This is a genomic window from Streptomyces sp. NBC_00286, assembly GCF_036173125.1.
Classification (GTDB): domain Bacteria; phylum Actinomycetota; class Actinomycetes; order Streptomycetales; family Streptomycetaceae; genus Streptomyces.
The window spans coordinates 9,587,192-9,611,067 of sequence record NZ_CP108054.1 but is presented as its reverse complement, the minus strand read 5'-3'; the positions used below and the strand labels follow the sequence as shown (position 1 = coordinate 9,611,067).

The window sequence follows — 23,876 nt, the reverse complement described above, 5'->3', positions numbered from 1 at the left end:
GCTCCCCCACTCTCGGCTGCGCTCGAGCGGGGGGACCCCCATCGCGGCGGAGCCGCATATGTCACAGTCTCGCGCCGTTTGGGTTCGTGGTGGGTGCGGGGCCGCGTCGGGGGTGTCCGTCCTCGGACCGGCGCGCGTTGCTGTTGGCTGGTAGGGGGTGCCGGTGTTGGCGCGCCGGCCGCTGCGGGCGCACACCCCCGCCCCGTCCCCTTGCCGCCGTGGGCGGCTGCGGGGCCATGGGGGTGCGGGCTCCCTCCGGGCGGGCCGTCCGGACCGCGGGCTTGCCCGGGGCGCGGGCTCCTTCCGGGCACGGGCTGCTCGGGTGCGGGCGCCTTCCCGGCCGCGGGCAGTCGCAGGCTTTTGCCTTTAGGGGCGCGGGGAACTGCGCGACCAGCCACAACGCACCCGCAGCCGCGACACGACATGTCACCCACCACCCCCTGGCGGGGGCCTGGGGCGCAGCCCATCACGCGGCGGAGCCGCAAATTGTTACAGCCGGGATGGGGCGGGATTGGGGAACTTCACGGCTCTGGCCGCAGTTCCGTGAATCCCCAGCTCAGCGAGGGGAACGGGGGATCGTTTCGGCAGGGTGTTTCCTGCCGTGGCGAGCAAGACGGTCGAGGATTTGCTGTTCCCAGAGATCGGTGTGCGAGTGGAGCACGTCAGCGACTCCTCAGACGGTCTGGTGGTGGAGGCGATGGCCACCGGTCAGCCGGGCCGGTGTCCGGACTGCCGGAAGCGGGCGAGCCGGGTGCACAGCTCGTACCAACGCACCTTGGATGAGCGGCCGTTGGGTGACCGGCGGGTCATGGTCCGGCTCCGGGTACGGCGGTACTTCTGCGACCACAGGAGCTGTGCCCGCCGCACACTCGTGGAGCAGGTCGGTGGTCTGACCGAACGGCACCGCCGGTCGAGCGTCGGCCTGACGGGCTGGCTGCGGTCGATCGCAGCTGAGCTGGGCGGTCGTGCTGGTGAGCGGCTGTGCCGAAGGATACGGCTGGCGGTGGGCCGGAGTCGGCTGCTGGGGCTGTTGGAGGCGCCGCCGGTGCCGGACCGGGCTCCGCGGGTGCTGGGGGTGGACGAATTCGCCTTCCGCAAGGGCTGCACCTACGGCATCGTGCTGGTCGACGTCGAAGCCGGCCGGGTCGTGGACGTCCTGCCCGACCGCACCTCCGAAACGTTCGCGGCCTGGCTCAAGAACCATCCCGGCCCGGACATCACCCGGGCCTGCGCCCTCGCCCGCGCCTTCGCCGATCTCGTCCGTCACCGGCGTGGATTTCTGCTGCTGGAGTGGATCCGCCAGGCCGAACAGGACGCCCCGAAGCCGATGCAGGGTTTCGCGGGCTTCCTCCGCCAGGACCTCGACGCCGTCACCGCCGGCCTCACCCTCCCGTGGAGTTCAGGGATTGTAGAGGGCCACGTGAACCGGGTGAAAACGCTCAAGCGGGCCATGTACGGCCGAGCCTCGTTCGAACTCCTCCGAACCCGGATCCTCACCCAGCCATGACCTTCACCCGACCCCGGTCGCAGCCTCTGAATGGTCATCCGACGCTCGGGGCGGCCCGGCTGGTCGGCTGATCCCGCGTCCGTGAACCGGTCGGCCGTGGCTGGGCCGGCCGCGTCAGGTGGCGCCGAGTCCGGTGATCAGGGACTGGGCCACCATGTCGGCTCCCTGGGCGGGGGACAGCTCCGGCATCTCGTGTGCGGCAATGTTGGTGAGGTGGACGAGTAGGGAGCGGGCCCAGCGGTCAGGAAGACCGGGCCGGATGACACCCTCGCGGACCGCGCGGTCCATGAAGGCGTCGAGTTGCTCGAGCAGTCGCTGGAGGCGGGCGGCCATCGCTTCGTCGTGCACCTGTTGGACGTCCACGGGCCACCGCCTGCTGACGGTGATGATGCCCTCCGCGTACCGGTGCAGTGCCACCGCCACGGGGGCCTCGGTCAGCCGTGCCTGGGCGACGACCTTCTCGCAGGCGTCGAGCTTGGCCACGTAGACGGCGGTCATCAGTGCCTCGCGGGTCTTGAAGCGGCGGTAGACGGTACGTCGGTCGAGGCCCGCTGCCGCTGCGATCGCCGCGATGCTCGTGCTCGGGTTGTGTGCCAGCAGACGTGCTCCGGTCTGCAGGACCGCGTCCAGGTTGCGTGCCGCGTCAGCTCTCATCGTCACCAAAGCATACGCAAGAGTGAGGCTGATCACCCAGTTGATAGCACATGGGTATTGCAAATCGCCAATTAAGTGTCACATAGTTGTGGCTCTTCGTCGGCTCGGCGTGCCTGTCGTCAGGTCATCTCACCCATCTCACCCCAGGAGTCATACGTGAGCCCGGTCCACATGTCCGAGAAGTTAAAGGAAGTCCTCGACTCCAGGGTCTTCGTCACCGTGGCGACCCTGCAGCCCGACGGCAGTCCGCACCAGTCCGTGGTCTGGGTAGGCAGGCAGGGAGACGACCTGCTCTTCGTGACCGGCGTGGACAAGGTCAAAGTGCGCAATCTGCGGCGCGACCCTCGGCTCAGCGTGGCAGTCAACCCGCCGGACGATCCCTACGGATACGCGGTGATCAGCGGCACCGCCCGATTCGAAAGCGTGGGTGCCCGCGAACGCATGGACGAACTGGCGGTCAAGTACACCGGCAAGACCTACGCCGAACACAACCCGCAGTCGTACGCCACGCTCCCGGAACTGGTCACCATCCACGTCACCCCGGAAAAGATCGCGGCCCGGTTCCTGTGAGCCACCGCAACGACGAAGGAGCAGGGCGATGAAGACCCACGTCGTCACCGGCGGCACGGACGGAATCGGCAAGGCCGTCGCCCACCACTACCTGGACAGAGGACACGAGGTAGTGGTCGTCGGACGCAACGCGGAAAAGGGCAAGGCATGGCTGGACGCCGCGCGGCAACGAAGTGCGGCCGAGCGAGCACACTTCGTGAATGCCGACCTCAGCCTGATAGCCGAGACCAGAGCAGCGGCTGACAGCGTCCGGTCGTCTTTTGCGAGGGTTGACACCCTGGTGCTGTGCGCCCGGCATTTCCGGACCAGCCGCCTGGTCACGGCCGAAGGCTTCGAGAACACCTTCGCGCACTTCTACCTGAGCCGCTTCGTGCTGAGCCATGGGCTGGTGGACCTGCTCGAAGCCGCTGACACCCCAGTCATCCTCAACGTCGCGGGCCCCGGCGGCCAGGCTCAAATCCATTGGGAAGACCTGCAACTAGCCCGGGAGTACGACGGGCAACGGGCGCTCATGCAAGGCGGTCGGCTCAATGACCTGCTCGGCGTCGACTTCGCGGACCGTCGACCGGACACCAACGTGCGGTATGTGCTGCTCAACCCAGGAACGGTCAACACCAGCTTCTCGGGGCAGTACGCCTCGGACATCATGGCGCACATCGAGGTCATCCGCCGGTCCGCCCAGTCGGTCGAGGAGGCCATAACGCCGATCCTCAAAGTGCTGGACGATCCACCCACCGCACCGCTCAGCGCCTTTGCGCAGGGCGAGCCGCTCAGTCCACACGGGCCCGGGTTCACCATCGAGGAAGCACGGCGGCTGCACCAACACACCCAGAAGTTGTTGGCTGCTTCAGCAGCAAGGACGGCGAGAGGCTGAGACAGCAGACCTCAGCTCCTCCACACTTGCTGATCCTCCGGCCAGCCTGACGAGTGCCACTCTCGTCCACTGGGCGAAGCGAAGTCACCTGTCGATTCACGGAACCGCAGACAGAGCCAACTTCACGTGCTCGGGACCGGCTCGGAGCCGTTGGCCGGGGCCTCCGGGGAGCCCTGGTCGGGTGGTGAATCGGCGGGGGCCTCTTCCTCCGGGGCGGGCTCGTCGGGTGGAGGCTCGGAGGTCTCGGGCTCCGGCTCGGACTCCGGGGACGTCTCCTCGTCCGGAGACGTCGTTTCCGGGGTGGGCGTGGACGGGGTGGCCGGTGACGTCGTCGGGCACCTGGTGGTGCCGTTCGTCTCCGTGGCCTCTTCGCCGGGCGGGCAGGACGGCGGGAGCGAGCTCTCGGACGGGGTCGGGCGCTTCTCGGGGGGCTTGGTCTTCTTGTCCTTGGTGCCGGTGTCACCCTTGTGGCGTTCGATCCACTCGTCGTTGTCGGGGTCGTAGAGGACGAAGATGTTGACGACCTGGGTCGCGGGCGCGACGACCACGACGTTCGACGAGCTGTACGAAGGCCACGAGTCGCCCGTCCTCTTCGGCGTGCCCTTAAGGGCGACCGGCGGTGTGAGCGGGTTGCCGCAGGCGCAGCGGACGCGAGGTACGCCCCGGTCGTCGACCAGGACGGCGGTGCCGGACTGCAGGACGGCTTGGTAGCTGGTGGCGGCGCCGTCTCGGTAGCCGTGGTTGGTGACGCGGGTGTCCATGCGCAGCTGTACGGGGGTGAGCGAGCGGAGATAGCCGGGGACGCCGGAGGGGTCGAGGCCCAGGACGGAGGCGAAGGCCTTGTTCTTGGCCGGGGACTCCTGGAGGTAGTCGATCTGCTGCTCCACGTCGCAGCTCGCCTTGTTGCGCGTACCGCCGTACAGGCCGGGGGCCGAACCGTCCACGCCACGCGTCACGTTGGCGCCGTCCGAGGTGGGCGTCGGCGAGGGTGTCTCGGGGAGGGTTGTGTTGTCCTCCGCCGTCGACTTCGTGAACGGGTCGGGGCCCGACTTGCCCGCGGCCTGGAGGAAGACTTCGCCGCCGGAGCCCGAGGTGCCGCCGTCGGGGCGGGTGAAGACGACGGCCAGGACCACTGCGGCGACGGCCACGAGGGCGATGACCGCGACGCGGGGCGCGGACCTCCACCACGGCCGGGCGGGTCCGTCACCGGGGCCTGGCTCGGCCGGGCCGAGCGGGCCGCTGGGGCCTGAAGGGCCGCCGCCTCCCGGACCTCCGGACTCTGAGCCGCCGCCCGACGGACCCAGGGGGGCGCGGTCACCCGGTGGAGGAGGCTGGGACGGTCCCGAGAGCGGGCCCGAAGGGGGTCCGGTGGGGCGGTCGGAGGACGGGGGTTCGGCGCTCACGAGCTCTTCTTCCCTGCGTAAGGGGTCACGGGATTTCGTATAGTTCACAACTATTTGTCCGTGATGCATCCATTGTGTGTTCCCCTCCCGTATCGCTCGCAAGCTGACGCGGTCGGCCCTCTCGGCAGGCGCCGTGCCGGAGGCCTGCCTAGCGTGGCAGCGTGAGGACGCAATCACGCGCTGAGCAGGCAGTTGCCCGCCATGGCTGGGCCGAGGCCGTCGTGACGGTCCTCGCGGGGGTGATCGTCATGCTCATGGTCGCCGCGCTCGGGCTGTGGGCGGCCGGGGCGACGGATCTGCCCGAGGGCGCGTTTCCACGGGTCGTTCTGGCCACCGTGGTGGCGGCGGTCGGCGGTTCGGTCGAGTTCGCGGGCAACGCCGGAGCCCTCGCCGAGACCCAGGCGAATCTGACAGTGCTCCCCCTGTCGGTGGCCCTCGCCGGAGTGCTGGTCGTCGCCGCCGGGTTCCTGCGGCCGTTGCGGCATCGGGCTGTGGCCGGGGCACCGGAGCTGGCGGGGTGGGCCGCCCGTGTCGCCGTCGTGTGGCTCGTCGCGCTCATCGCGCTCTCGGTGCCGGCCCGGCAGACCTTCGACATCTCGCTCGGGGAGGACGGTCTTGGTGATCTCGGCGACCTGTTCGGGGAGGTCGCGTCGCCCCGGGTGGGGTTCGAGGCCGAGGTTCCGGTGACGGTGTTCTTCGGGCTGCTGTGGCTCGCGGGCGTCATGATTCTGGCGCTGGTGGTGTCGCGGAGGGCGCCGCTTCCGGCGCGGTTGCTGCGGTTCCAGGAGTCGGTGCGGCCTGCCGCGTTCGCGATGGTCGTGTTGCTTCTCGCGTACGTCGTCCTCGGGCTCCTCATCGCTCTGGTTGTGGCGGCGACGCGTGGGCATGCCGTCGAGACCTTTGCCGTGATCCTTCTCGGGCTGCCCAATCTCGTCTGGCTCGTCTTCACCATTGGCCTGGGTGCCTCGTGGGAGGGGCGCGTGGACGGGCCGTTCGGGCTGCCCATGCCACGGTTGCTGGACCTGGTGATGCGTACGCCGGACATCTCGAGGATCGATCTGCGCTCGCTGTCCGAGCACGACGGCAGGGTGTGGTGGCTGGTCGTCGTCAATGCCGTGCTGCTGATCGGCGCCGCGTTCCTGATGGCCGCGCGCTCACCGGCCCGGACGCGTCTTTGGCAGCACGCGGTGCACATGGCGGTGGCGCTTGTGCTCACGGTGCTCGCCGTCTGCCTGGTCGGCAGGATTCACGCGCACTACGGACTGTCGCTCCTCGGCATCAGTGACCTGGGCGGCGGGCTGTCCGGTGATCTCCTGCTGCGGCCTCGGCTGTGGACCGCGCTGGGGTTCGCCGCGCTCTGGGGGCTGGTGACCGGTTTCCTGGGCGGGCTGCTCGCCTGGCGTGTGCACCGGCGGGGCGAGGTGGCCAGTACGCGACCGTGATGTCAGTGCGGCGTACTACGGTACGGGTCCATGATCGAACCCGACTTCCTGCACGCCACTCGCACGGGGTACGACTCCGTAGCCGCCCGTTATGCCGAGGCGTTCGCCGACGGGCTCGAGGACTGGCCTCTCGACCGGGCGATGCTCGCCGCGTTCGCCGAGTTCGTGCGGGCGGACGGCGCCGGGCCGGTCGCGGATCTTGGCTGTGGGCCCGGCCATGTGACGCACTTGCTGCACGCGCTGGGGTTGTCCGCGTTCGGCGTGGACCTGTCGGCGGAGATGATCGCCATCGCCCGTGAGGCGCATCCGGAGCTGCGGTTCGATCAGGGCTCGATGACCGCGCTGCCGCTCGGCGACGGTGAACTCGGCGGGATTCTCGCCCGGTACTCGATCATCCACACGCCGCCGGAGCGCCTGCCGGAGGTGTTCGCCGAGTTCCACCGGGTGCTGGCGCCGGGCGGCCATGTGCTCCTCGCGTTCCAGGCCCTCGACGATCCCTCTCGGCTCGCCGAGGCCTTCGACCACAAGGTGGCGCTCGCCTACCGATGGTCGCCAGGACCCGTCGCCGACCTGCTGCGCGCGAGAGGGCTCGTCGAGGTGGCGCGTCTGGTGCGGGAGCCCCACGAGGACGATGAACGGGGCTTCCATCAGGCCCATCTGCTGGCTCGTAAGGGCGAACCGGCGGCTTTTCGACGGCCGTTGCCCACGAGGCGGAAGAATTCCGTCTGATTCCCCGGCACGGCATGTCATTACGGGGTTAGAGTCGCCTCATGTCCCACAGCGATGCCATAACCCGCGTGTCCCTCAAGAGAATTACCCCCGACGTCTCCGGAGCGATGGGCGCTCTGCATGGTGCCGCCGTTTCCGCGGCGCGCGATGCCAAGGTCGAGCCGGAGCTGCTCGAGCTGCTCAGAATTCGCGCGTCCCAGATCAACGGCTGTGCGTTCTGCCTCGACATGCACACGAAGGACGCCCGCGCGCAGGGCGAGACCGAGCAGCGCATCTACGCGCTGAACGCCTGGCGGGAGACCCCGTTCTTCACCGAACGGGAGCGCGCCGCACTGGCGTTGACGGAGGCAGTGACGCTGGTGCACGACGGGCATGTCCCGGACGCGGTGTACGCGGAGGCTGCCGAGGTCTTCGACGAGGAGCAGATCGCGGCACTGATCTGGGCGGCCACCGTCATCAACGCGTACAACCGCATCGCCATCGCGCAACGTATGGCTCCAGGGTCTTATGAGCCCAAGCAGAGGGCCAACTGAGGCCTTAGAGAAGGGTCCCGGATGTGAATCCGGTCTGAATTCAGAAATGGGTCGAGGGCGCCGGGCGATTTCATTCGTCCGGCGCCTTCTTCGGTTTCGATGTGCTGTCTTTTGTCGCGGGTCGCAGAAGCATCCCCTCGCACGTCGATTTCAGGTGACCGGCAACGGCTCCATGATGTCGTCCAGCCATTTTCTCCATTCCTCTGCCCGCAACGCCGGGCCCGCCTCCAGCGGTCTGCCCTCCCACGCGACCACCGGACGGATCCCGTGCAGGGCGTTCACCAGCCACACCTCGCGGCCCTCCAGTTCCTCCACGGTCCGCTCGCGGTGGGCGAGTTGGATGCCGGTGGCCGCGGCTCGTTCCTGGATGAGCCCGAGCGTGACGCCCGGGAGCAGGGGCAGCCGTGTCGGGGGCGAGCAGAGGGTGTCGTCCTCCCACCACAGGAGGCTGGAGCTCGATCCCTCCAGGACGAGGCCCGAGGGCGCGATGAGTACGGCTTCCTGGGCGCCCTGTCCGGCCGCCCGCTGCCTGACCCGGGCCAGGACGTCGAGGTCGGGGCCCTTGCGGCGGGGCACGGTCCGCGGGTCGAGCTGGCCCGCCGCCCACACCCGTACATCTGGGGCCAGTTCGGGGGCGTGCCGCAGCAGGAGTCTCAACTGCAGGGATCCTCGGACGAGTTCGACGCGCGGAAACCAGGCTCCCGTTCGGGGCAGGGCCGCGGTCATGTCCCGCCAGAACTCGGTGAGTCGTCCGGGCAGTGGGGCGCCGCAGTCGGCGCAGGCGCGCTCGAAGCGTGCCCGGTGCCGCTCGAAGCCGCGCACCAGTCCGTCGCGCAGCAGCCACGAGTCCGCGGCCAGCAGTCGGGTGTCGGCCGCCAGCCCCCGGGTCAGACCACTGCCCGGGTTCCAGGCCAACAGGCCCTCTGCGGTTGCGGGTTGCGTCATAGAGACTCCTCTCATTACCTCTGTCATTGCGTGTCTCCTCAGGGGCCTAGTACTTTCGGCCGGCGCTTGCCGGTGAGCCGTTGCGGGGCCCGTACGGAGCGTGCTCCAGCCAGGCTCCGCACCACGGCAGTACGGGGGCGAGTGCCGCTGCCGCGCGCTGTTTGGCCCGTACGATCCGCCGGCGGGGCCGTAGATGGTCCAGTGCGGTGCCGGCGGCGGCGCTGTTGAACAGGGCCGCCGCGCGCCGGGCCGCGGCGAAGTGGGCGACCGCTTCCGGCACTCCGGTGGCGATGGCCTCCGCTGCCGCCGCCGCGTCGGCGATTCCGCTGTTCATGCCGCGTGCGCCGAACGGCGGGAAGAGGTGCGCCGCCTCGCCGACGAGCAGCACCCGGTGGTGCGGGTCGGTGAAGCCGGCGGCGACCTTGCGCAGGAATCGGTACGTCGACACCCACAGGATCCGGTCGGCGTAGCCCTCCCCCACCACGGCCGGCAGCCAGCCTCGTACGGACTCCTCGGTGCCGTACGCCTCCTGCCGGTCGTCGTCGCGGCACTGGAGGTCGAGCTGGAAGCCACCGGTGAACGGCACGCGCATCACGCTGCGTCCGCCGACGCCCGGATGCTCGTAGTGGAAGACCCGCTCCAGCGGGAGTTCCGCGCCCGGGATGTCGGCGACGTCCACGACGACGTGGAAGCCGTTCGCGTGGCCGCCCTCCAGGGCGATGCCCAGTTCGCGCCGCAGCGCCGAGCGGGCGCCGTCGGCGGCGACGACGTGGCTGCCGGTCCAGGTGCGGCCGTCGTCGTCGGTCAGGGTGACGCCGGTCGGGCCGGTGCGTACGCCCACCACCTCGGCGCCCCACACGAATTCGACTCCGGCATCCTTGCAGGCGGCGAGCAGGAAACGCTCGGTGTCCACCTGGCGCAGGCTGGTGAATGGCGGTGGTCCCGAGGGCGGCGGGAAGGTGCGGGAGTAGACCTCGCGGCCCCGGTACAGGGTGCGCTTGGTCTGCCAGGTGCTTCCGTACGCGGTGATCTCCTCGGCCAGTCCCGGTCGCATCGACTCGAGCAGGTGCAGGGTCTCCCGGTGGACGAACAGGGCGCGGCTGCCCGGCCGTTCGCGGCCCTCGGGGTCGGCTTCCAGGAGGGTGACCGGCAGGTCGCGGGCGCGCAGGGCGAGGGCGGCCGACAGGCCCACGGGTCCCGCGCCCACCACGATGACGGGGCTCATGTGCGGGTGCCCTCGGTCAGCATGCGGGTGATCTCCACCCGCTTCACCTTCCAGGTGGCGGTCATCGGCAGCTCCTCGAAGCGCCACTGCCGGGGTTCCGCCATGGCGGGCAGGTCGTCGGTGGCCTTCCGCCAGCGCTCCATGTCCAGGGGCACGTCGCCGCGGACGCATACGACCGGCACGGGTTCGCGGTCGGCGCCTCGCACGATGACGACCTCGCGCAGCTCCTCCAGTCGGGACATCAGGGTGTCCTCGACCTCCAGGTTGCTGTGCACGGAGTCGATCTGGTCGATCTCACGGTCGATCAGATACAGGGCGCCCAGGCGGCTTTGGTAGCCCATGTCGCCCATCTGCCACCAGTCACCGTCGAGTTGGCGCAGGTACTGCTCCCGGGCACCGAGGTAGGTGAGGATGCGGCCCCTGGTGCGGGCCTCGATCGGTCCGGGTGTTCCGGGCCTGGCCCGCCCGCCGGAGCCGTCGGCGATGCGTACCCGTGTGAAGCCGGGGATGCCGATGCCGACCCGGCGGCCGTCGGCGCGGGCGGCGCTGCGCCGGGTGAACCACTGGAAGGCGACCGGGCCCGTCTCGCTCTGCCCGTACAGCTGGATCAGATACGGCGAGCGGCGCTTGGAGGCGTCCAGCAGCCGCCGCACGGTCCGCGGGTGGATGGCGTCGAAGGTGGAGCCGTACGAGCGGACCCGGGACAGCGGCGCTCCGGGGGCGTCGGCCAACTCCTCCCACAGTACGAAGGTGTTGGGGTGCGTCTCGACGATGCCGGGGCGGTGGCGGGTGAGCAGGGGGCCGACCGAGGCGGGTTCGGGGTGGGTGATGAGCACCAGTGGGCTGCCGAAGTGCAGCAGCACGCCGAGCAGGTGGTAGAAGCGCGAGTGCACGAACGACATGTGCAGTGCCGCGATTTCGCCGCGGGTGGGCCAGCCCATCGCCTTCTGCGGTACGAGCCGGTTCCACATGCTGTTCGGGCAGTGCACGGCGAGCTTGGGGACGCCGGTGGTGCCCGAGCTGTGCGTGATCAGGGAGGGTTCACGGGGGTGGAGCCGTACGGGCGCGGGTGGCTTGCTGCCGGCGTACCGCTCCAGGGGGACGGCTCCGGGTGCGTCGTCCACGGAGAGCGTCTGCCGTACGAGTGTGGGGAGTTCGAGGTCCTTGAGCGGTCCTTCCAGCTTGGCCCGGTCGGTGATCAGCCAGGGCTTGTGGAGGCGTTCGAGGAGTTGTCCGGCCACCGGGCCCGCCAGGGCGGGCGCGAGCAGCGCGGGTACGGCGCCGATCCGGGAGACGGCGCAGGTCAGCAGCATGATGTCGACGTTGTCCGACTTGTGGATGACCACCTCCTCCGACGGCCTGACCCCGGCCTCCCACAGCCGGCCGGACAGCTCGTCGACGAGGTCCGCGAGCACGGTGTAGCTGAGGTAGACCCCGAGGTCGGGGTTGACGTCCAGCGGCCGGTCGAGCGTGACGAAGGCCGCTCCGTGGCGGTCGGCCGCCTGCCGGAACATCGGGCCCAGATAGAAGCCGCGATCGGGGAGCAGGGGCTGCTGCTGTGGCATGCGCCCAATCCTTTCTGCAGTGGTACCTGAGGCCGGGTTCGACGAGTCGGCGCTCATGGTCACCACGCGCCCTGGCGGACGAGGTGGCGGCGGAGTTTTCCGGTAGAGGTGCGGGGCAGGGTGGGGACGAAGCTGACGCTGCGGGGGACCTTGAAGGCGGCGAGGCGGTCACGGGCCAGGGCGATGAGTTCGGCTTCGAGGCCGGCCGGGATCGGGGTGACGGGGACGACGAAGGCGCGTAACCGGTTGGCGCCGCTGCGGTCGGTGACGGCGGCGACGGCGATCTCCTTCACCGCGTGGTGGGTGCGCAGTACGGCCTCCACCTCCAGCGGGGAGACGGTGATGCCGCCGACCATCTCCATGTCGTCCGCGCGGCCCAAGTGCCGGATCGTGCCGTCGGGTTCGCGGCGCGCCCGGTCCCTCGTGGCGAGCCAGCCGCCCACCAGGGTGCGTTCGGTCTCCTCGGGCCGGTTCAGATAGCCGGGCGTCAACGTCGGTCCGCGGACCCACAGTTCGCCCGCTGTGCCGTCGGACACCGGGCGTCCGGCGCTGTCGCGCACCTCGACCTCGAAGCCGGGTACGGGGCGACCGACGGTGCCCGGGTGGTTGTGCTGGAAGCTGTTGGCGCAGAAGGCGTGTCCGGCCTCGGTGGAGCCGATCTGTTCCAGCACGGGTGCGCCGAGGAGTGCGGTGATCTGTTCACCGAGCCCGGCGGGCATGCCTTCACCGGCCGAGATGGCTGCGCGTACGGAGGCGAAGCAGGCGGTGTGGCCGCCTGCCCGGTCGGCCACGAGGGCGGCATACGCCGACGGCACGGAGTAGAGCATGGTCACCCGGTGCCGTACGACGATCTCGTCGATGGCCGCGGGGGTCGGGCGCCGGTCCACCAGTACGGCGGAGGAGCCGGAGAACAGCGGGAAGGCGAAGGTGTTGCCGAAGCCGTAGGCGAAGAACAGCTTCGACACCGACAGGGTGACGTCCTCCGGGGTGATCTTCAGCAATCGCCGGCCGATCAGGTCGTGGTAGGTCTTCGGGTCGCCGTGGCAGTGCACAACTCCCTTGGGGCTGCCGGTGGTTCCGGAGGTGTACTGGATGTAGAGCGGGCTGTGCGTGTCGACCGGGTGGGCCTCGGCGGTCGGCTCGGCGGTCCGGGTGAGCGCGACCAGCTGGTCGGCGCCGAGGCGGGCGCGGTCCGCGAACCTGTCCTCGAGGCCGGGGCCGGTCACGCACAGCGCGGCGCGGGTGTCCTCGGCCATGAACTCGTGCTCGGGGGCGGTGAGTTCGGGGTTGACGAGCACCGCGACGGCTCCGAGCCGGGCGGTGGCGAGGAAGGCCGTCACCCAGGCGACGGAGTCGGGCAGCGCGATCAGCACCCGGTCGCCGGGACCCACGCCGTGGTCGGCGAGCACGGTGGCCGCGCGGGCCGCGAGGTCGTGCACCTCGCCGTGGGTCCAGGACTGGTGGCCCTGGTGGAACGCGGTCCGCCCGGTCCAGTCGCGCCGCTCGGCGAGCGCGGCCAGGTGGGCGGCGAGGTTTCCGGGGGCGCCCGCGTCGGTGAAGGTCCGCGTGGCCTGAAGGGTCGTCAGGCTGGGCGTGGACTGCGCGGTCGGCCGGTCTGTGTGTGTGGTGGTCATCGGGTCGGCTCCTCGGCGGTGGCGGGGACAGCGGTGTGCTCCTGGTGGACGGCCCGCATCTGTGCCGCGGTCTTCAGCAGCATTTCGTCGTACTCCGCGGCCGGATCGGAGTCGAGGACGATCGCGCCGCCGGCCCCCAGGTGCATCAGGCCGTCGGTGAACACGGCGGTGCGGATGACGATGCTCAGGTCCGCGCCGCCGCCGCACCCCAGGTAGCCGAGGGCGCCGGAGTACACGCCGCGGGCCTCGGTCTCGAGGGAGTCGATGATCTCCATGGTGCGCATCTTGGGCGCGCCGGTCATGGAGCCGCCGGGGAAGCAGGCGCGTACGCAGTCCACCGCGTCCGTGCCCTCGCGCAGCCGTCCCTCGACGGTGGAGACGAGTTGGTGGACGGTGGCGTACGTCTCGGTGGCCATGAGTCGGGAGACCCGAACCGAGCCGGTTTCGCAGACCCTGCCCAGGTCGTTGCGGAGCAGGTCGACGATCATCAGGTTCTCGGCGCGGGTCTTGGGGTCCGCGGCCAGGTCGTCCCGTAGCCGGGCGTCCTCGTCCGGGGTGCCGCCGCGGGGTGCGGTGCCCTTGATGGGCTTGGCCTCGGCGATGCCGTCCGGGGTGATCCGCAGGAAGCGCTCGGGGGACGAGCCGGCCACGTCGAGGTCGCCGAACCTCAGGAAGGCCGCGTAGGGCGCGGGGTTGACGCGCCGGAGCACCCGGTAGAAGTCGTACGGGTCGGGCGGTGCGGGTAACCGGGCGGCGTTGGTCAGGCAGATCTCGTAGCTGGTGCCTGCCCTGAGTTCCCGCTGGCAGGCCTCGATGTCCGCGAGGTAGGTCGCCCGGTCGCGGACCAGCCAGGGTTCTGCGGCTTCGAGGTCCGGCTCGGAGGTGACGGGCAGCGGCGGCTTGTCCGTGGAGACGAAGCTGAGCTGGGCCATCGCGCTGTCGAGCCAGTCGGTGGCTTCGCGGGTGGCCTGCGGGGTGGCCTCGGCCAGGCAGACAGCGTAGGTGAAGCCCTCCTCGTGGTCGACGGCGATCAGCCGGTCGGCGAACAGCCAGCAGGAGTCGGGGGTTTCGGCCCGGTGGCGGTTCTCCGATCCGCAGTCGGCCTTCAACTCGTAGCCGAAGTAGCCGACATAGCCGCCGGTGAAGTCGAAGGGCAGTCCTGTGCCGTCGACATGACGGGTCGCCAGCTGCCGCTTCAGATAGTCGAAGACGGAGGAGCGGACCTTGCGCAGGGGCCGTCCGGGTCGCTCGACTTCGCAGAGGCCGGTGTCGACGTCGTAGCGGACGAACTCGGCGAGCGGGCCCCTGCCGTCCCCGAAGAACGAGAAACGCGACTGCCCCTCCTCGACACGGGAGCTGTCCAGCCAGAACGCCCGCGGGGCGTCGGCGCACATCCGGGTGAAGGCGGCTTCGGTGTCCACGGCGGTGGCGATGCGGCGGGTGTGCAGCCGGTGGGCGGGGCGCGGGGCGCGTCGGGGGCGGGGGATCGCCGCCGCGGCCGGGGTGACCGCGGTGTTCTTCGTACGCGGCCTGTGGTCCCGTTCCGCGGTGAGGTTGCGGAAGTTCACCAGCATGCGGTGGCCGTAGTCGGTGAGTACGGACTCGGGGTGGAACTGCACGCCCCACAGGGGCCGGGTGCGGTGCCGCAGCCCCATCAGTACGCCGTCCTCGGACCATGCGGTGGCTTCCAGGGTCTCGGGCAGCGGCTCGCGCACGGACAGCGAGTGGTAGCGGACCACGGTGAACTGCTGCGGCAGCCCCTGGAACAGGTCCTCGCCGTCGTGCCGGATCGTGGAGAGGTGGCCGTGCCGGGGCTCGGGGGCGGCCTCGACCAGTCCCCGCTCCCCCAGTGCGATGCCCTGATGGCCCAGGCAGACGCCCAGTACGGGGATTTCCGCCTCGGCGAGGATCCGGGCGGCGATGCCGAAGTCACGCGATTCGGCGGGGTGTCCCGGGCCCGGCGACACCACCACATTGTCGAATTCCCCTAGATCCGGGATTTCGCCGGCCGGGGTGTCATTGAGGATCACCACCGGCTCCTCGCCGTTGACCTCGGCGATCAGCTGGAACAGGTTGTACGTGTACGAGTCGTAATTGTCGATGAGCAGGGTCTTCACCCGCCCACCTCCTTTGTCGTTCACGAGCCTATGCGGCCCGACGTTTGTGCCGCCCGCGGAGCATCGTCTGAATCGGCGGGTACAGCCATTTCTTGAAGAAACGCTGCAGCCGTGGCATGAGAATCCAGGTGACGATGGCCGTCACGCAGAGACACAGCAGCAGAGTGCGGAGCAATGGGTTGAGGTCGCCGATATAGGGCAGCACGAGGAGATTGAATAAGAGCACCGGCGGAAAGACCGCGCTCATATTGATCAGCCACAGCTTCCATTTCGGTGGCGGTCGCGGGGTGGCCGGCGTGGCGGCCTGGGCTTCGAACCATGCTCTGGAGCCCTGCACGCTGCGGCGTCCGGTCTCCCGTGCGAGTCCCTCCGCCTGGGCAGCCCACTGAGCCCGGGTGGGCGAGTTCTCCCAGGTCCGGGCCGAATCCTCGCTGTCAAAGCGGTAGACCACATGCCAATCAGCCTCTCCGTCGACGAGCACGCCACCCCCGAGAAAGCCCGGCTCACGCGCACACGCGCGCAGCGCTGCCCACCCCCAGCGATGGAAGGCGGACTCACAGCCCGGCACCACGTGATACGCCACGGTGACGGTAACGGGATTCCTGGTCACTCCTCCGGGTACGGAAAGAAACCCCGGCACGCTCAAATCTTCAACGAGGTTTTTCAAGCTGTCCGATACGCACGCTTAAGTCACTCTTTCGCGCACCTTGACAGCATTTGCCGACGGGTACCCCGGGGTAACGATTACGGAATTCTGACGGTTCCCTTGAGAGCGCTTGCACGGCGAGCCGAAAAATGGGCACGATCGCTATTCTGCCTACCGCTGCTTACCGAAAACAGCGGCCACGCAAACCATTACCCGTGGAATACCGGCAGGGCCCAGTGCGGCGGTTCAGGGGGCAGACCCGGATTCTCCATCGCTCCGACCCCGGCCACCCGGAGATCCACCTGAGTCGGCGGGTGACCTGTCGGTGTGGTCCCGGTCGCCGCCGCCCGCAGCGCGGCGACAAAAGCACGACAGGATTCGTAACGATCCTCCGGGCTTTTCGCGAGCGCCTTCGCCAGTACACCGTCGACGGGGGCGGCGATATCGGGGCGCGACTCGGTCAGGCGGGACGGCTCGTCGAACTGGTGCGCCCACAGCAGGGCCATGTCGTCGTCGCGTTGGAAGGGCGGTTTGCCGGACAGGGTTTCGTGGGTGACGCAGGCGAGGCTGTAAACGTCGCAGCGTCCGTCGACGGGGCGGCCGGAGATCTGCTCGGGGGCCACATAGTCGAGTGTGCCGACGAACTGACCGACCGTCGTGAATCCGGTCAGCGACAGCGACTTCTTCGTGAGGCCGAAGTCGGTGAGGTAGACGTGCTCCGGGTGATCGCTGTCGGTGCCCTGGGCGACCAGGATGTTGCCGGGCTTGACGTCCCGGTGGACCAGACCGTGGTCGTGCGCGGCGTCCAGCGCGGACGCCACCTGACCGATGATCCGCGCGGCCACTTCGACGGGCAACGGACCGTCCCGGTCCAGCAGATGACGCAGGTCGCGACCGGAGACGTACCGCATCGCGATGTACAGCACGCCGTCGGTCTCGCCCGCCTCGAAGATCGGCACGATGTGAGGGTGGTCGATGGCGGCGGCCACCCGGGACTCGTGCGTGAAGCGCTGCCGAAAGGTGTCGTTACGGGCGAGCTCGGGCCCGAGCAGCTTGAGCGCCACGGTCCGCTCCAGCCGCAGATCCTTGGCCCGGTACACCACGGCCATCCCACCGCGCCCGATCTCACACTCGATCCGGTACCCCGCAATCTGCCGGCCGATCAGCTCGGAGGGACGCCCCGAGTAGGGGTTCGCGTCGGGCGACATCAGGGTTCACCGTCGCTCGTGACGATGCGGGTGGGGGCGTGACGGGGGTCTCCGATGGCTTGGGTCGCGTCCGGGTCTGCGGCTTCTGGGGACGCTTTGCGGTCGACCACGGCTTGGGGCGCCTCGGGGTCGTCCACGACTCGGGTCTCCTCCCGGTCGCCCACGACTCGGGTGTCCTCCCGATCCGGCACGAGCTGCGTCGGCTCGGGGGCGTCCACGACCCGCGTGGGTTCCGGTCCGGCGACACCGTCGGTGGCGTCCACGACCTGCGTCGGCTCTGCCGTAGCAGCGCCGCTGGCATCTGCGACGACCCGCGTCGGATCCCCATCGGACCCCACACCGGCCTCCCCCACGCCAGGGGTCTGCTCCACCCCAGACGCGCGGGCGTCCACCACCCGCGTCGGCTCAGGGGCGTCCACGACCCGCGTGGGTTCCGGTCCAGCGACACCGTCGGTGGCGTCCACGACCTGCGTCGGCTCTGCCGTAGCAGCGCCGTTGGCATCTGCGACGACCCGCGTCGGATCCCCATCGGACCCCACACCGGCCTCCCCCACGCCAGGGGTCTGCTCCACCCCAGACGCGCGGGCGTCCACCACCCGCGTCGGCTCAGGGGCGTCCACGACCCACGTGGGTTCCGGTCCAGCGACACCGTCGGTGGCGTCCACGACCTGCGTCGGCTCTGCCGTAGCAGCGCCGTTGGCATCTGCGACGACCCGCGTCGGATCCCCATCGGACCCCACACCGGCCTCCCCCACGCCAGGGGTCTGCTCCACCCCAGACGCGCGGGCGTCCACCACCCGCGTCGGCTCAGGGGCGTCCACGACCCACGTGGGTTCCGGTCCGGCGACACCGTCGGTGGCGTCCACGACCTGCGTCGGCTCTGCCGTAGCAGCGCCGTTGGCATCTGCGACGACCCGCGTCGGATCCCCATCGGACCCCACACCGGCCTCCCCCACGCCACGGGGCGGCTTCGCCCCGGACGCGCCGCGCGCGTCCACCACCCGCGTCGGCTCCGCCGCCCCCGAGGCGGGCCGCTCCGGCCCGGCCGGGGGAAGCGACTCCCGCCCGGCCGAGGCACCCGGCTCCCCCCGTTCCGTCGCCGGAGGCGCCGGTGTCGCGTACGTCGTCAAGTGCGTGCCGTCGCAATAGACCCAGCGCTCGTGTTCCGCCTCGTACAGCCATACGGACTCGCCGTCGGCCACGATTCCGATCCGTAGGCCCTGTGTGCGGGCGTGGAAGGTCTCTCCGTTGAGGCGGCCCGCGGTCAGGTCCTCGACCGCTTGGCGGTAGCGGCCGACAGCCTGTTCCACGCGCGTGAGCAGTGGGCGTGGGTCCGCTGTGCGGGCGAGTGGGTGGGCGGCGGCGGGCGGTTCCTGGGGTACCGCGATCAGGAGGCGGCCGTCGACCCATGCCGACCAGCCGTTGGCGCAGACGATGTGGCCCCAGTCGCCGCGCCGGTCGACGAGGCGGACCGGGAGCAGCGCGTCGAGTGGCACGGTGGGGCGGGCGGGGTCGGGGGCATCCCAGGCCGGCATGCCGTCTCGAGGGACGACGTGCGTGGGGTGGAAGCCGGGAGTCGTCATCGCGCCTACTTCCGCATGACCTCGGGTTCGTGCCGCCTGAGCAGCCGGGCGACCAGGTATGCGAAGACCAGCGACAGAGCGACGAGCATGCCCACGTCGAGCAGCCATACGTGCGTCTCGTGCCGGAACAGGGGGTCGGAGGTCAGGTCGCCCGGGGAGAGCCGGGCCAGTTCGACGGTGCCCGCCATCGCGCCCAGCGCCCACCGCGACGGCACCAGCCACGCCAACTGTTCGATCCCGGGCACCCCGTCCAGTTTCAGCAGCGCACCGCAGAACACGACCTGCACGATGGCCAGGAGCACGAGCAGGGGCATCGTCACCTCCTCCTTGCGCACCAGCGCGGAAACGAGGAGGCCGAGCATCATCGCCGTGAACGCGAGCAGCGCGACGGCGACCGTGATCTCGGCGAGGGGCGGCATGAGGACTCCTTCGCCGCCCGGCGCGTTCAGATCGACGCCCAACAGTGCCACCAAGGTCAGTACGACGGCCTGCAGGACGGTGATCGTGCCGAGGACGACGACCTTGGACATCAGATACGCCGATCTGGACAGGCCGACGGCGCGCTCGCGCTGGTAGATCACGCGTTCCTTCACCAGCTCCCGTACCGCGTTGGCCGCGCCCGTCAGGACTCCGCCCACACACAGGATGAGCAGCGTGTTCAGCACGGACTCCCGGTCGAGCCGGCTTCCGGCGAGCGCCCGGGCCATCGCGCCCATCACGAACGGCAGCGCGATCATGATGGCGAGGAAGGTCCGGTCGGCGGACAGCGCGGCCGCGTACCGGCGCACCAGCGTGCGCACCTGCGCGCCCCAGCTCTGCGCCTTCGGCGGCGGCCCGACGACCTGACCGCGGGCGCGCACCGGACGATGCGGCTGCGCGCTGGAGTGGGTGATGTACCGCCGCTGGAACGGCGACGCCCGGTAGTCCCGCGCCCAGTCCCGGTCACGATCCCGCTCGAAGGCCTCGAATGCCTCGGGCCAGTGCTCGAAGCCGAAGAAGGCGAGGGCGTCATCGGGCGGCCCGTAGTAGGCGATCCGGCCGCCGGGTGCGAGCACGAGGAGCCGGTCGCAGACGTCGAGGCTGAGGACGCTGTGCGTGACGACGATGACGGTGCGCCCGTCGTCGGCGAGGCCGCGCAGCATGTGCATCACAGAGCGGTCCATGCCCGGGTCGAGCCCGGACGTCGGTTCGTCGAGGAACAGCAGCGACGGCTTGGTCAGCAGTTCCAGGGCGACGCTGACGCGCTTGCGCTGGCCGCCCGAGAGGCTGTGGATGCTCTGCCCGGCGCGCTGCTCGAGGCCCAGCTCACGGATCACCTCGTCGACCCGTTCGCGGCGTTCGGCCTTCGCAGTGTCCTGCGGGAACCGCAGTTCGGCGGCGTATCCGAGGGCTCGGTGCACGGTCAGCTGGGCGTGCAGGATGTCGTCCTGCGGTACGAGGCCGATGCGCTGGCGCAGCTCGGCGTAGTCGCGGTACAAGTCGCGGCCGTCGTACAGCACCGTGCCCTTGTCGGCGGGGCGCTGCCCGGTCAGCGCGTTCAGCAGCGTGGACTTGCCCGCGCCGCTGGGACCGACGACCGCGAGCAGGCACTTCTCGCCGACAGGGAAGGACACCTGGTCCAGAAGCGTCTTACGGCCACGGTCCACGGCGACCGTCAGATCCTGTACGTCGAGCGAAACCTCACCGGTGTCGACGTACTCCTGCAACTGGTCGCCGACCAAGCAGAACGCCGAGTGGCCGATCCCCACGATGTCGCCCTCGGAGATCAGGGCCCGTGCCACGGGCTGCCCGTTGAGGAACGTTCCATTGTGGCTGCCGACGTCGACGATCTCGTACGTACCGTCCGCGTGGGCGCGCAGTTCCGCGTGCCGTCGGGAGACCACCAGGTCGTCGACGACCAGGTCGTTGTCGCCGCCGCGGCCGATGCGGACGGTACGGGAGGGCAGCGGGCGTACGGTCGTGGGCTGCCGGAAGGTGCCGGTCGCGGCGGGCACGGAGACGGCGGACGGGCGCTCGGCGGGCTCGGCGGCTGGCGGGGGCCTGCTGGTGAGTACGGCGCGCGGGCCGTCGGCGGGGTGGCCGAAGCGCAGAACACTCCCGGCGCCGACGTCCCACGCGTGGACCCGGCGGCCGTCGGCGTATGTGCCGTTCGTGCTGTTCTCGTCCTCGAGCTTCCAGTGACCGTCCTCGGGCCGCAGCACCGCGTGATGCCAGGACACCCGGGCATCGTCGATGACGATGTCGCTCAGTGGGTCACGCCCGACGTGATAGGCCCGGCTCGGGGTCATCACCATGGAGCCCGTCTCGGTCTCGAGGACGAGCTCGGGCGCAGTGAACCGCTCTCCCATGCCCGGATTCTATCGATTCGCTCATATATGCGCCTGATCGGAGACGGCCCCCGGGCCGCGGGCCGAGGTCACACGACCAGGCAAGGCGACCAGGCAGGACGGCCAGGCAGACCGAGGTCAGGCGGCAGGAACGGTCAACAGGGGAATCGTCCGCTGCATCCGCAGCGCGTCCACCGACTCGGCCAGCAACTCGTACTCGGTGGTGTCGTCCCGCGTGGCGATGCGGACCAACTGCCCGGCGGCCAACAACTCAGCGGCTAAGTCCTGTTGGGCCATGTCACCGCACCAGAAACGCAGCATGCCGGGCACATCGGGCGTCGTGTCCGCGACCGGCGCGACCGAGTTCGGCGGGTAGTACGGGGCCTCGGGATCCGGATCGAGCCGCTCGGCGATCCAGGAGGCCCGGTCCCGTAACCACCACATCGCTAACGCCAGGGTGGGCGCCCGATAGGTTCCCAGGGGTACGCCCACCCGGCGCCCGCCGCATATTCCGTACGCCGTGACATGGCAAAGGAACTCGTCGTGCACGATCTCTCCCCCGTTGCCCGGCCTGCCGCCGGTTCCGGCCTCTCTTTCCTTGCGTTGTGCGGGTTGTGCACGATGGGGCTGATCGGCCTGTGGCCGAAGGAGCTCAGGGTGCGAGTACTCGGGATGCGAGTGCTCGCGCGATGCGGGTACTCAGAGTCCGAGTACTCCGTGTACTCAGAGTTTCAGTATCGTCACTCCTGACCCTCTGTCACTACGCCATTTCAGCCAGTCTCTTGGCATATTCAAGGCGCACATTGGCTTGAACGCTGCGGAATCGCCTCACGAGTTGACAATGGCGTCGATTCTGACCAACTCGTCCTCGGCGAATTCGAGATTACGGGTCGCCGTCACGCTGTCCTCGAGCTGCTGAGGGCTGCTCGCGCCGACGAGCGCGGACGTGACGCGGCCGCCGCGCAGCACCCACGCCAGCGCCATCTGGGCCAGGGTCTGGCCGCGCGACTTGGCGATCTCGTCGAGGGCACGCAGTTGCTGTACGAGGTCCTCGGTGACCGTGTCGGCGTTCAGGAAGGGGCTGTCGCTCGCGGCTCGCGAGTCCTCCGGGATGCCGTTGAGGTAGCGGCCGGTGAGCAGGCCCTGCTCCAGCGGCGAGTAGGCGATCGACCCAACCTGCAACTCGTCGAGCGCGTCCAGCAGTCCGTCCTCCGGACGCCGGTCGAGCATCGAGTAGCGCGGCTGGTGGATCAGCAGCGGGGTGCCCAACTCGCCCAGGATGCGGGCGGCTTCACGCGTCTGCTCCGGCGAGTAGTTGGACACGCCGACGTACAGCGCCTTGCCCTGCTGGACCGCCGAGTGCAGCGCCCCCATCGTCTCCTCCAGGGGAGTGTCCGGGTCGGGGCGGTGCGAGTAGAAGATGTCCACGTAGTCGAGACCCATCCGGTCCAGGCTCTGGTCGAGCGAGGACAGCAGGTACTTGCGCGAGCCCCACTCCCCGTACGGGCCCGGCCACATCAGATAGCCGGCCTTCGTGGAGATGACGAGCTCGTCGCGGTACGGCGCGAAGTCCGCCGTCAGCGCCTCACCGAGTGCCGACTCCGCGGCGCCGGGCGGCGGACCGTAGTTGTTGGCCAGGTCGAAGTGGGTGACGCCCAGGTCGAAGGCGCGGCGCAGGATCTGCCGTTGGGTGTCGACCGGCCGGTCCGGGCCGAAGTTGTGCCACAGGCCGAGCGACAGCGCGGGCAGTTTCAGACCGCTGCGTCCGGTGCGCCGGTAGGGCATGTCCGTGTAGCGGTCGGGGTGTGCGGTGTACACGCGTACTCCATTGGGCCGGGAAGGAAGGAAAAGGGCAAAGACGGCTCTACTCTCGCGCGGGCACCGAGCAGTGGTCCAACAGAAGAATCGGATGGAATTCAGCGGATACGCTTCTCAATCATGGAACTGCGCCACCTACAGCATTTCGTCGCCGTCGCCGAGGACCAGCATTTCACCCGTGCCGCGGAGCGGCTGATGGTGTCGCAGTCGGGCCTGTCCGCCTCGATCCGCGCCCTGGAACGTGAGCTGCGGGCCCCGCTGTTCGTCCGCACCACCCGCCGCGTCACGCTCACGGAGGCCGGTCGCGCCCTGCTGACCGAGGCCGAGCGGATCCTCGCCCAGGTCAGGGCGGCCCGGGACGCCGTGGCCGCCGTACAGGGCGTGCTCCGCGGCACCCTCTCCCTGGGCACCGAACAGTGCATCGCCGGAGTGTGCGTGGCCCCGCTGCTCGCCGCGTTCCGGCGGCGCCACCCCGATGTCGAGATACGGCTGCGGCAGGCGGGGTCCGGCGCGCTGGCCGAGGAGGTCGCGGCCGGCCGCCTCGACCTGGCCTTCGCGGTGACTACGCAGGCCGACACCGACCAGCTCCGCTGTCTGCCCCTGACCAGCGAGCCGATGACCGTGCTGTGTCATCCCGCGCACCGACTGGCGGAGGGCGGCGCGGTCACGCCTCAGGAACTGGGCGGCGAGGACTTCGTCGACTTCCACCCCGACTGGGGCCCCCGGCGCACCACGGACTCGGCCTTCGCGGCAGCGGGCGTGCACCGCACGGTCGCCCTCGAGGTCAACGACGTACACAGCCTCCTCGATCTGGTCCAAGAGGGCCTCGGCATCGCGGTCGTACCACGCCACTTCGGCCATAAGCGCGAGGCGTCGGCCCTCACCGCACTCCCGCTGAAGGACGCCGCCGAGACCTCGTACGAGACGGTCGCCATGCTTCCGCCGCCGGACGCGACCAGCCCGGCCGCGCGGGCGCTGATGGAAGTGCTCGAATCGGAGGCCACGGCTGAGGGGACGTGAGCCCGCCCGGGCAGGGGCCCGCCCACTGTCGCTTCGTACGCCTCCTGCATGCTGGGGGCAAGATCGAGTGACAGGA

The 23,876-nt window shown here is 69.9% G+C and carries 20 protein-coding genes and 1 pseudogene; 8 read left to right on the top strand and 13 right to left on the bottom strand.

Going from position 1 to position 23,876, the window contains the following annotated elements:
- Positions 1-697: 697 nt before the first annotated feature.
- Together OHT21_RS44875 and OHT21_RS44870 are read left to right on the top strand one after the other, a co-directional pair.
- Positions 698-1,192 (top strand): annotated as a pseudogene (locus tag OHT21_RS44875) (transposase family protein); the annotation flags it as partial.
- 24 nt (positions 1,193-1,216) lie between these two features.
- Positions 1,217-1,507, top strand: coding sequence for a transposase (locus OHT21_RS44870; protein ID WP_443050702.1), 291 nt, complete (start codon positions 1,217-1,219; stop codon positions 1,505-1,507).
- A 114-nt stretch (positions 1,508-1,621) separates the two neighbouring features.
- Here the strand turns inward: OHT21_RS44870 and OHT21_RS43360 are convergent, their stop codons facing one another.
- Positions 1,622-2,161 (bottom strand): TetR/AcrR family transcriptional regulator, encoded by a 540-nt coding sequence (locus OHT21_RS43360; protein ID WP_328773734.1) that lies wholly within the window; start codon positions 2,159-2,161, stop codon positions 1,622-1,624.
- Between the two features lie 171 nt (positions 2,162-2,332).
- Between OHT21_RS43360 and OHT21_RS43355 the strand changes: the two genes are divergently transcribed.
- Together OHT21_RS43355 and OHT21_RS43350 are read left to right on the top strand one after the other, a co-directional pair.
- The gene (locus OHT21_RS43355; RefSeq protein WP_328773733.1) at positions 2,333-2,731 is read left to right on the top strand and encodes a PPOX class F420-dependent oxidoreductase; all 399 of its coding nucleotides are present in this window, start codon (positions 2,333-2,335) and stop codon (positions 2,729-2,731) included.
- A gap of 28 nt (positions 2,732-2,759) precedes the next feature.
- Positions 2,760-3,605 (top strand): SDR family NAD(P)-dependent oxidoreductase, encoded by an 846-nt coding sequence (locus OHT21_RS43350; protein ID WP_328773732.1) that lies wholly within the window; start codon positions 2,760-2,762, stop codon positions 3,603-3,605.
- A gap of 122 nt (positions 3,606-3,727) precedes the next feature.
- Here the strand turns inward: OHT21_RS43350 and OHT21_RS43345 are convergent, their stop codons facing one another.
- A complete protein-coding gene (locus OHT21_RS43345) occupies positions 3,728-5,008 on the bottom strand; it encodes a DUF6777 domain-containing protein (protein ID WP_328773731.1) in 1,281 nt (426 codons plus the stop codon).
- A gap of 161 nt (positions 5,009-5,169) precedes the next feature.
- On the opposite strand from OHT21_RS43345, the gene OHT21_RS43340 reads away from it, so the two are divergent.
- From OHT21_RS43340 to OHT21_RS43330, 3 genes are read left to right on the top strand one after another with little or no spacing between them, the layout of a single operon-like run.
- Positions 5,170-6,450: a streptophobe family protein gene (locus tag OHT21_RS43340; protein WP_328773730.1), complete on the top strand. Its 1,281-nt coding sequence runs from the start codon at positions 5,170-5,172 to the stop codon at positions 6,448-6,450.
- Positions 6,451-6,480: 30 nt separating this feature from the next.
- Positions 6,481-7,179 (top strand): class I SAM-dependent methyltransferase, encoded by a 699-nt coding sequence (locus tag OHT21_RS43335; RefSeq protein ID WP_328773729.1) that lies wholly within the window; start codon positions 6,481-6,483, stop codon positions 7,177-7,179.
- A gap of 41 nt (positions 7,180-7,220) precedes the next feature.
- A complete protein-coding gene (locus OHT21_RS43330) occupies positions 7,221-7,712 on the top strand; it encodes a carboxymuconolactone decarboxylase family protein (protein WP_328773728.1) in 492 nt (163 codons plus the stop codon).
- A gap of 150 nt (positions 7,713-7,862) precedes the next feature.
- Here the strand turns inward: OHT21_RS43330 and OHT21_RS43325 are convergent, their stop codons facing one another.
- The 11 genes from OHT21_RS43325 to mgrA all read right to left on the bottom strand — a co-directional run bounded on the left by OHT21_RS43325 (position 7,863) and on the right by mgrA (position 22,780).
- Positions 7,863-8,657 carry an aminotransferase class IV gene (locus tag OHT21_RS43325; protein ID WP_328773727.1) on the bottom strand — a complete coding sequence of 265 codons (795 nt, stop codon included), beginning with the start codon at positions 8,655-8,657 and terminating at the stop codon, positions 7,863-7,865.
- Between the two features lie 46 nt (positions 8,658-8,703).
- The gene (locus OHT21_RS43320) at positions 8,704-9,882 is read right to left on the bottom strand and encodes an FAD-dependent monooxygenase (RefSeq protein WP_328773726.1); all 1,179 of its coding nucleotides are present in this window, start codon (positions 9,880-9,882) and stop codon (positions 8,704-8,706) included.
- Positions 9,879-11,447: a class I adenylate-forming enzyme family protein gene (locus OHT21_RS43315; protein WP_328773725.1), complete on the bottom strand. Its 1,569-nt coding sequence runs from the start codon at positions 11,445-11,447 to the stop codon at positions 9,879-9,881. Before OHT21_RS43315 ends, OHT21_RS43320 begins: the two co-directional genes overlap by 4 nt.
- A gap of 59 nt (positions 11,448-11,506) precedes the next feature.
- Positions 11,507-13,081: an AMP-binding protein gene (locus OHT21_RS43310; protein WP_328773724.1), complete on the bottom strand. Its 1,575-nt coding sequence runs from the start codon at positions 13,079-13,081 to the stop codon at positions 11,507-11,509.
- Positions 13,078-15,198 (bottom strand): aminodeoxychorismate synthase component I, encoded by a 2,121-nt coding sequence (gene pabB / locus OHT21_RS43305; RefSeq protein WP_328773723.1) that lies wholly within the window; start codon positions 15,196-15,198, stop codon positions 13,078-13,080. The genes OHT21_RS43310 and pabB overlap by 4 nt, the downstream gene beginning before the upstream one ends.
- 28 nt (positions 15,199-15,226) lie before the next feature.
- Positions 15,227-15,808 carry an antibiotic biosynthesis monooxygenase gene (locus OHT21_RS43300; protein ID WP_328773722.1) on the bottom strand — a complete coding sequence of 194 codons (582 nt, stop codon included), beginning with the start codon at positions 15,806-15,808 and terminating at the stop codon, positions 15,227-15,229.
- A 245-nt stretch (positions 15,809-16,053) separates the two neighbouring features.
- Positions 16,054-17,052 (bottom strand): serine/threonine-protein kinase, encoded by a 999-nt coding sequence (locus OHT21_RS43295; RefSeq protein WP_328773721.1) that lies wholly within the window; start codon positions 17,050-17,052, stop codon positions 16,054-16,056.
- A complete protein-coding gene (locus OHT21_RS43290) occupies positions 17,052-18,635 on the bottom strand; it encodes a hypothetical protein (protein WP_328773720.1) in 1,584 nt (527 codons plus the stop codon). Before OHT21_RS43290 ends, OHT21_RS43295 begins: the two co-directional genes overlap by 1 nt.
- 5 nt (positions 18,636-18,640) lie before the next feature.
- Entirely contained in the window at positions 18,641-20,983 is a 2,343-nt protein-coding gene (locus OHT21_RS43285; RefSeq protein ID WP_328773719.1) for an ABC transporter ATP-binding protein/permease, read from the bottom strand.
- A 117-nt stretch (positions 20,984-21,100) separates the two neighbouring features.
- A complete protein-coding gene (locus tag OHT21_RS43280) occupies positions 21,101-21,511 on the bottom strand; it encodes a hypothetical protein (protein ID WP_328773718.1) in 411 nt (136 codons plus the stop codon).
- 279 nt (positions 21,512-21,790) lie between these two features.
- Positions 21,791-22,780: an L-glyceraldehyde 3-phosphate reductase gene (gene mgrA, locus OHT21_RS43275; protein WP_328773717.1), complete on the bottom strand. Its 990-nt coding sequence runs from the start codon at positions 22,778-22,780 to the stop codon at positions 21,791-21,793.
- Positions 22,781-22,900: 120 nt separating this feature from the next.
- On the opposite strand from mgrA, the gene OHT21_RS43270 reads away from it, so the two are divergent.
- Positions 22,901-23,800, top strand: coding sequence for a LysR family transcriptional regulator (locus tag OHT21_RS43270; RefSeq protein ID WP_328773716.1), 900 nt, complete (start codon positions 22,901-22,903; stop codon positions 23,798-23,800).
- Positions 23,801-23,876: the final 76 nt, after the last annotated feature.

Coding starts and splice junctions, on each gene's coding strand:
- OHT21_RS43360 (WP_328773734.1), bottom strand. CDS start 2,161: ATGAGAGCTGACGCGGCACGCAACCTGGACGCGGTCCTGCAGACCGGA.
- OHT21_RS43355 (WP_328773733.1), top strand. CDS start 2,333: ATGTCCGAGAAGTTAAAGGAAGTCCTCGACTCCAGGGTCTTCGTCACC.
- OHT21_RS43350 (WP_328773732.1), top strand. CDS start 2,760: ATGAAGACCCACGTCGTCACCGGCGGCACGGACGGAATCGGCAAGGCC.
- OHT21_RS43335 (WP_328773729.1), top strand. CDS start 6,481: ATGATCGAACCCGACTTCCTGCACGCCACTCGCACGGGGTACGACTCC.
- OHT21_RS43330 (WP_328773728.1), top strand. CDS start 7,221: ATGTCCCACAGCGATGCCATAACCCGCGTGTCCCTCAAGAGAATTACC.
- OHT21_RS43325 (WP_328773727.1), bottom strand. CDS start 8,657: ATGACGCAACCCGCAACCGCAGAGGGCCTGTTGGCCTGGAACCCGGGC.
- OHT21_RS43320 (WP_328773726.1), bottom strand. CDS start 9,882: ATGAGCCCCGTCATCGTGGTGGGCGCGGGACCCGTGGGCCTGTCGGCC.
- OHT21_RS43315 (WP_328773725.1), bottom strand. CDS start 11,447: ATGCCACAGCAGCAGCCCCTGCTCCCCGATCGCGGCTTCTATCTGGGC.
- OHT21_RS43310 (WP_328773724.1), bottom strand. CDS start 13,081: ATGACCACCACACACACAGACCGGCCGACCGCGCAGTCCACGCCCAGC.
- OHT21_RS43295 (WP_328773721.1), bottom strand. CDS start 17,052: ATGTCGCCCGACGCGAACCCCTACTCGGGGCGTCCCTCCGAGCTGATC.
- OHT21_RS43290 (WP_328773720.1), bottom strand. CDS start 18,635: ATGACGACTCCCGGCTTCCACCCCACGCACGTCGTCCCTCGAGACGGC.
- OHT21_RS43285 (WP_328773719.1), bottom strand. CDS start 20,983: ATGGGAGAGCGGTTCACTGCGCCCGAGCTCGTCCTCGAGACCGAGACG.
- OHT21_RS43270 (WP_328773716.1), top strand. CDS start 22,901: ATGGAACTGCGCCACCTACAGCATTTCGTCGCCGTCGCCGAGGACCAG.